Here is a 7,068-nt window from a genome sequence, read left to right on the forward strand (position 1 = left end):
TGCAGACCTTCCTCGATGCAATCCCGTTAGCGAAGGAGAAGATGATCGCCGCTTGAAAACATCATCGGACAGATGAGCCCGACCAACTCTCGGACGCCAAATGTCAGATCAAGTTCCAGCTACTACACCGGAAGCAACGGACTGCCTGATCCCGGAATTTCCCTTGTTCAGCGTCGCGGCACCGATACGCTTGTTCGGGAGTGTGCTGCTAAGGAGAGCACAGGAATGGACGACGCGACTGATCCTCGAAACCTCTGGTTCCTCAACACCCATGTTACCATCCGGGTCTCTGCACGGGACGGATCAGACGGCATCTCGGTTCTTGAGCATCATGCCCGACAGGGGGGACTCGCCACCTCTACACATCCATCATGACGAGGACGAAATCTTCCACGTACTTGAAGGTGAGGTGCGCTACCGGGTTGGGGATCAGGAGCGCCGCGCCCGTGTCGGGGAGACGCTGCTGACGCCCAAGGGGATTCCTCACACCTACCGGGTCGAGACGGCTGAGGCCCGGATGCTTACGATCACCCGAGGCGAGTTCGAGAACTTCATCCGTGCTTTTGGCCGTCCTGCCGAGCGTCATGGGCTGCCCGATCCGTCTGGTCCGCCGACACCCGAGCAAGCCAAGGCCCTCGCCCGCACCTGCCGTCAGTTTGGTATAGAACTCATCGGCCCGCCTTTATCGTGAGAGGCAAGGAGGCTCCGCCTGGGGCTCCAGTCTCGATGGTGCGGCCGTCGAGGACCGCCTCCAGACGGCATCCAGTTCCTCATTAAATGCACGCTCATCATCGCTATCCCAGAACCGCATCCCAAGTAGCTCGATCCACGCGACCCGGTCCTCCATACTCATCTGCTCAACAAGGGCCTCAACTTCACTCCTCAACACGGGAGGCATAATCACGAGGGTACCTTCAATCTCGATGTCATCGTTGAAAGTGAGCGCACAGGCGATCAGGTCGTTCTCATCTTGAAATATGAGGCCCCGGACAGGTTGGTTCTCGGGCTCGCAATTAAGGAGCTTGCGGCGACAGATGATGTTGATGGCTTGGTCGAGAGTCTGCCCCATAGTAGACCAGCTTTGGGGTACAATATTTCATGAATTCCTTTCACACTTTCAAAAGAGAGCGGGCATTGGGTCGAAGTAGCGGTTAACGGCTTTCTCGCTCGATGGAGAGATTGTTTTCGGGGCGTTGCGTCGAGCCGCGATTGTGAGTTTCAGACCTTGATATCGCCTGGGCGGCAATGCTGGAAAAGCAAACCGCGAAGGCTGAACAATCGCATAGAGTTCGTCGCGCAATGTAGATGGTGTGATTGGCCGCAATGCGGTTGGCCATCGTGAGACGACCGCCAGGAATTCATCGGGCGTCACCGGTCCCAGGGCAACGATCCCGCGCATCATGCCGTCCTCGTTCAGCCAGACGTTGAGTGCAAGATCGCGCCACCATCGATCCGTACGACGACGATAATCGTCCTCGTCATCGTGCATGGGAACCTCGCTGTCCAGAGTCCCGCACTGCGGCGCTAGCGGGCGACCCTAGGTTCGGTTCCAGCAGCCTGGAGAGCATAAGGATCCGAGAGGCAGTCACCGCTGAAAGGGTTTCAGGGCGCGCCTCCGCGACACGGCTCCTGGCTCATCAGTGAGGACAGATGCCAAAGCAGCAGAGCGGCCCACCAAGCCGCATGCTCTCCAGAGCTGCTTTGACGGTGAGAGAGGATGGTGGGTGCCGACCTCCAGCGGGCCGCCGCCATGGCGGCTTGGCCTTTAACGGGACGCTAATGCCGCCTGGCGGGGCGGCTCCCACCGGATAGGCTTGTACGCCTTGTCCCTCAGCTTCGCGTCGCCCCAGAGCGTATCGAGGTATCCCGCATCGGCGAGAATGATGGCGTCCAGCCGGGCGGCACGGTTGATGTCCACGTTCGCTTTGCCAGTCCGGAGGCGCTCGTCATCCTTCTTGGGGAGCGCGCAAGGTTCGTTCAACAACCCTCGGTAAGTTGGACGGAGGGAGAACACCGGTCAGGCAGCGCCTGGTTTGACGCCGATCTTGCCTGGCGTGATCCCTCAACGTTGTCTGCAATCGCACGCCAGAAAAGCGTGTGTCGCCTGACGGCACTGATCATCGGCTGAGAAATGGGCTATGTAGTTAGGGCTTTGATCTTCTGCGAGTTTTAGTCGCGTCGTCGTGTATTATGCCAAAAAGTCGATACCGCCGCAATGGTGTCGTTCCGAGTTTGGCCTGTTTGGCGCGGTTTGTTGCACAAACCTTGCGCGCTCCCCACTCACGTTCAACAAAACCCTTGCCGGCAGGGAGCCTCCAGATATGGCAACACCCACGCCCGAACAGGCCGAGCGGAAAGCGAGCTAATCCGATGTCCACCCATTCGGGGGAAGATCAGGGCTGTATTCCCGTTCCCTTCCATGCACCAATCGGATCCGTCAGCTGTTCCCGTGGCAAGGCCGATCGCAGCTATCCTGCACCAATAGTCCGCCTCAGGACCTCTGCTCCGTTTGGGCCGCTGTCATCGGACGCCCACGCAACGAACTGATCAGGGCGGATGAGTATCAACTTTGCCTGATAGTGCTCGCGGCCGCCGTCGCAGGTATCCCTGACGATCTTTAGCGGCACGCCCAATTGCTTGGCGGCGACTTCGAAGGATGTCAGGGTGCTTTCATGGACGTCCAGGCCCAAGAGAGAAAAGCCCTGACCCAGATCCTCAAAGACGTTGCGACCTGACGAGAGAAGCAAAGGTGCAAGGTGATGTCCCGCCCGTGCTTCGAAGCTATGTGAACCGAGAGCCCTACAGCCACTTCCGGGGTCTCCCCACACAATTGAGGAGCCGCGGTAGTTGGGCTCAAAGGCATTGACCTCGGCCGTTGCGCCGGAGCTACGGGCCTGCCATTCACGCTCAAACGTGCTTCGGTCGCGATCTGGACTGAATGTGTCCAGGAATTGTCTGTCAGCCGCGATGGCCCGCTCGATGAAGTCCCGTGCCGTCGACTGAAAGACAGGCCTTCGCTCCTCGTCGTAAGAGTCCAGGAGCCTAGACCCGGCCCAACCTTGCACCATGGCAGCAAGCTTCCAGCCAAGGTTTACGGCATCCTCGAGACCGGTATTGATGCCATAGCCACCATAGGGTGGATGGCTGTGCGCCGCATCACCGGCAATGAAGATGCGTCCTCTTCGGTAGGTATCTGCCGTGGCAACCCGCAAATCCCAGAACCCGATGTGCTCAAGTTCCACGTCGAACTCTGCCCCTACTGCGGAATGAAGATACTGTCTGAAGTCAAAGTTATCCTTGGTCGTCCCAAGTGGGACCGGAGCATGGAAGAACCACGTTGTTCCGAGATCCACACGGCCGAAGAATTTCCAGTATCCCTTCAGTTCCGGATCAAGAACATTGTAGTATGACTTGCCAGGGAAGCGCTCCAGAAGCTGGTGAAGACCTTTGGAGCGGAACACCAGAAGGACCATGAGCCGGTCGTGGTCCGAGCGGGTCTGGGTGACGCCACTCTGTTCCCTCACCATGGACCGGCTGCCGTCACAGCCGACAACGTACCGAGCGTGCAGAATTCGGCGGTCATCCTGGTCACGCTTCGTGATGACGACATGTACGCCGTTACTATCCTGATTTACCTCCTCAGCGCTCCACCCATAGAGTGTGCTGACCTGCGGGATCTCGGCGGCGCGCTGCCGGAGCACTGCCTCTGTTGCGTATTGCGGCAGCCGCTCGTTATCCGTGAAATAGAACGGCCTTACGAGTTCCCGCTGAAGCCAATCATAGGTGTAGCCTCCAAGTAGTGTCTCATACGCCGTCAATCCTCCAATCCCATAGTCGCGTGGAATTGTTCGCGCAGCCCGCAGGTCCTTTTCCGCACCCCAGAAATAGAAATGCTCCATCGTCCGCTGGGTTAGATTCTGCCCTTTTGGAATGGGTTGCGGAGACGTGTAGCGCTCGACAACAACGCAGTGGATTCCATGTTGCCCGAGCTCGATCGCCAGCCCCATACCGACGGGGCCGCCCCCGACGATGATGACCTGCGTGTCTTCCTGTCTTGCGTTGCTCATTGTCAGCTCGAGAAACGATGCCCGGTGAGCTTCTCCAGGTTCCTGAAGTAGATCTTTTCCTTATCCTCCTGGCATAAATCCAGACCCTCCAGGATCTGGAGGGTTTCGCGGATGTAACCAGGCCCCTGCTCGGGATCGAAGGGGCAGTCGGATGCAAACACGACATGGTCGGTGCCGTAGAATTCGAGCCCGCACATGGTTGCGGCCTTTGAGCCGAACACGGCCGTGTCGGCGTAAAAATCCTGTTTGAAGTAGTCCAGCGGACGCTTCTTCAGGCTCTTCAGGAGGGAGAAGTAGTCCTCGTCGGAGGTGTGCTTGCCAAGCTGATCCCACCCCGGGCCGACGCGCCCTTCGAAATAGGGCACCATGGCGCCGAGGTGGTGCGCAATGATCTTGAGGTTCGGATACTTGTCGAGCGTCTGCGAAAAGACGAGCCGCGCCATGGCGACACTGGTCTCGTAGGGCCAGCCGAAGGTCCACCAGATCTCATAGAGCGACTTCTTCTCATCGAGATAGTCGGGATGGTTCGCGCCTCGGGACGGGTGCAGCCATATGGGCTTGCGGAGTTCGTTCATGGCCGCGAAGAAAGCTTCGAATTCCGGCCGGTCGAGCGGCTTGCCGGCCACATTGCTGTAGATCTGAGTGCCGATCGCGCCGAGATCCCGGATGGCGCGCTGAGTTTCCGCTACGCCGGCGTCCGGAGTCGCAAGAGGTGTCTGGGCAACAAAGGCGGGAAAGCGGTCAGGATATTTGGCGCATAATTCCGCAAGTCCATCATTGCAGCGCTTGGCAAGTTCGAGGGCCGTATCCGGATTGCCTCCCGAAATGATCTCCAGGGGCGGAGCCGGCAGTGATAGAACTTGCGCGTAGTCGGGGAACTTGTCCATCACGCGGAAGCGCTCGTCGAGATCATGGATCGCCGGGATCGCGCGAGCACGGCGAACCATGTCTCCCATGTGGCCCGCGACTTCTCCCATCAGATCGTAGTAGCCTTTCGGAAAGAAGTGCGTGAACGCATCGATCCGCTTCATCGAAATCTCCTCATAAATGCCTTATAGAACGGAGGCCTGGTGTCTTAGCGGTGAGTGAGGACGGCGCTCCAATTCAGGGCCTGCTTTATCGGCTATGCACACAGGAACAGTTTGGGCACCTACTCCAGAGAGATGCCTGCATCCTTGACCACTTTCGCCCAGCGGGGCAGATCCTTCTCGATGAGGGCAGCCAATTGCTGCGGCGAACCGCCGACTGGCACAAGCCCTTGCTTGGCGAACTGGTCGCGGACATCGGGCGAGGCCAGGATCTCGTTCACAACCTTGTTGTAGCGATCAATGATATCCTTTGGCGTGCCGGCTGGAGCGCTTAAGGCATACCAGAGGTCAACCTCGAAGCCGCTGCCCCCCTCTTCCGCGAGGGTCGGCACATCTGGCGCGAGCGTGGAGCGCTTCTCGCTTCCAAGTGCCAGCAAACGAACTTGGTTCTCAGCGGCCATCGGAAGCACGGTATGCACCGGGACGAACATCGCGCCCACATGGCCCCCCACCAGATCTTTCACGGCGCCGGCGGAACCTGTGTAGGGGACGTGCCGAAGATCCACGCCCGCAGTGAGTTTGAACAGCTCCATCGCGAGATGTTGCGGCGTGCCACGCCCAGGCGATGCGTAAGTGACTTGGCCAGGCTTGCTCTTAGCATACTCGATCAGGTCCCGTGTGCTCTTCACCGGGATCGAGGGATGAACGGCCAGAACAAGCGAGCCTGTGGCGAGTTCGACGATCGGCTCGAAGCTCTTCACGGGATCGTAGGGCAGGCTCTTGGCGAGCGCTGCATTCATCAGGAACGTGTTGACGCTGAGCAGGATCGTATGACCATCAGGCTCTGTACGAGCCGCGGCTGCCGCACCAATGTTGCCGCTGGCGCCAGGCTTGTTGTCGATGATGACGGGCTGGTTCCACCGTTTGCGCAGTTCCTCGCCGACAATACGCGCCAGCACATCAGGCCCGCTGCCTGGAGTGAAGGGGACAATGATGAAGATGTTCCGATCAGATAGGCCCTGAGCCTGGGGCAGGCCAGGTACGGCGGCCGACATCGCCAAGGCGGCGAGCAGGCTCCGGCGCGACAATACCGCCATAGATTTCCTCCGATTTTATCTTTGTGAGGCTGCGTTGGCACGCAGTTGCCGGTTTGTTCCGATGCCCTCTGGGTAAAGAGAATGGAGTTCTTGAGCCCGTAGACAAGGCCGCAGATTGCCGGAAGAATGGCTTGCTACCCAGTAGATCACCTGAGGCGGAAACCCTGACCTTGGGCTTACACGGGGTCATCGCAATCTCTATAGTAAGCCTTCTCCGGTGGAAGCGATGAGCACGCTTAGGGTACTACGGAAAAGATCTGCCGTGGATTAACGCATCGCACCGTCACAAAGTGTCGTCGTAGTTCCAATAGCGTTGACACTGGAACTAGCAATATTTGGAAGTGGTCTCGCGGGCTCGGGATCGTACATGGCAAGCGCCTCGACTTCCTTACGAGTAGGACAGCATTTTCATTGCTCTTGAGACACTAGTGTTCTGTCACTGACGAGTGATTCCGAAATCCGATCCGACGTGCGATCCTGCTCTGATGGGCAAGATCGAACGCATTGAGGTTCCCGCCGCTGATCGAGATCGCTTGGAGAGCTTGGTCGGTGACCGCAACACATCCCAGAAGGTCGTCTGGCGGGCTCGGATTGTTCTGCTGGCTGGTGAGGGCCTGCGCGCTACCGAGGTCGCCGGCCGCGTCGGCACGAGCACTCTGACGGTGAGGCGCTGGCGCCGCCGCTATGCGCAGGCGGGCGTCGACGGGCTTCTCAAGGACGCCACCCGCCCGCCAGGGCGCAAGCCCCTGACGGCCGCGGTGATCCAGCGGGTTGTCGACATGACCCTGCCTGAGAAGCCGCCGCGAGCGACGCAGTGGAGCGTGCGCTCGATGGCCGCTGTCACAGGCCTGTCCCACACCAGCGTGCAGCGGATCT

Annotated in this window: 8 protein-coding genes; 2 read left to right on the top strand and 6 right to left on the bottom strand. The window is 59.1% G+C overall.

Annotation, left to right across the window (positions count from 1 at the left end; all coding sequences use genetic code 11):
- The first annotated feature begins 331 nt into the window (after positions 1-331).
- Positions 332-691, top strand: a complete 360-nt coding sequence (locus tag FS320_RS34810; protein WP_244627582.1) for a cupin domain-containing protein — start codon at positions 332-334, stop codon at positions 689-691.
- Here FS320_RS34810 and FS320_RS34815 read toward each other — a convergent pair.
- The 6 genes from FS320_RS34815 to FS320_RS34840 all read right to left on the bottom strand — a co-directional run bounded on the left by FS320_RS34815 (position 683) and on the right by FS320_RS34840 (position 6,192).
- Positions 683-1,069, bottom strand: coding sequence for a hypothetical protein (locus FS320_RS34815; protein ID WP_152716950.1), 387 nt, complete (start codon positions 1,067-1,069; stop codon positions 683-685). The two genes, FS320_RS34810 and FS320_RS34815, sit on opposite strands and share 9 nt — an antisense overlap.
- Positions 1,070-1,117: 48 nt before the next feature.
- Positions 1,118-1,489 carry a hypothetical protein gene (locus tag FS320_RS34820; protein ID WP_152716951.1) on the bottom strand — a complete coding sequence of 124 codons (372 nt, stop codon included), beginning with the start codon at positions 1,487-1,489 and terminating at the stop codon, positions 1,118-1,120.
- Between the two features lie 276 nt (positions 1,490-1,765).
- A complete protein-coding gene (locus FS320_RS34825) occupies positions 1,766-1,981 on the bottom strand; it encodes a hypothetical protein (RefSeq protein ID WP_152716952.1) in 216 nt (71 codons plus the stop codon).
- 487 nt (positions 1,982-2,468) lie between these two features.
- The gene (locus tag FS320_RS34830) at positions 2,469-4,067 is read right to left on the bottom strand and encodes an FAD-dependent monooxygenase (protein WP_152716953.1); all 1,599 of its coding nucleotides are present in this window, start codon (positions 4,065-4,067) and stop codon (positions 2,469-2,471) included.
- A gap of 2 nt (positions 4,068-4,069) precedes the next feature.
- Positions 4,070-5,098, bottom strand: coding sequence for an amidohydrolase family protein (locus FS320_RS34835; protein ID WP_152716954.1), 1,029 nt, complete (start codon positions 5,096-5,098; stop codon positions 4,070-4,072).
- 119 nt (positions 5,099-5,217) lie between these two features.
- Entirely contained in the window at positions 5,218-6,192 is a 975-nt protein-coding gene (locus FS320_RS34840) for a Bug family tripartite tricarboxylate transporter substrate binding protein (RefSeq protein WP_152716955.1), read from the bottom strand.
- Between the two features lie 485 nt (positions 6,193-6,677).
- Here FS320_RS34840 and FS320_RS34845 point away from each other — a divergent pair.
- Positions 6,678-7,068: helix-turn-helix domain-containing protein (locus FS320_RS34845; RefSeq protein ID WP_152713225.1), on the top strand; the 391-nt coding region annotated here is incomplete at its 3' end.

This window comes from Microvirga tunisiensis, from assembly GCF_009296175.1.
GTDB lineage: Bacteria > Pseudomonadota > Alphaproteobacteria > Rhizobiales > Beijerinckiaceae > Microvirga > Microvirga tunisiensis.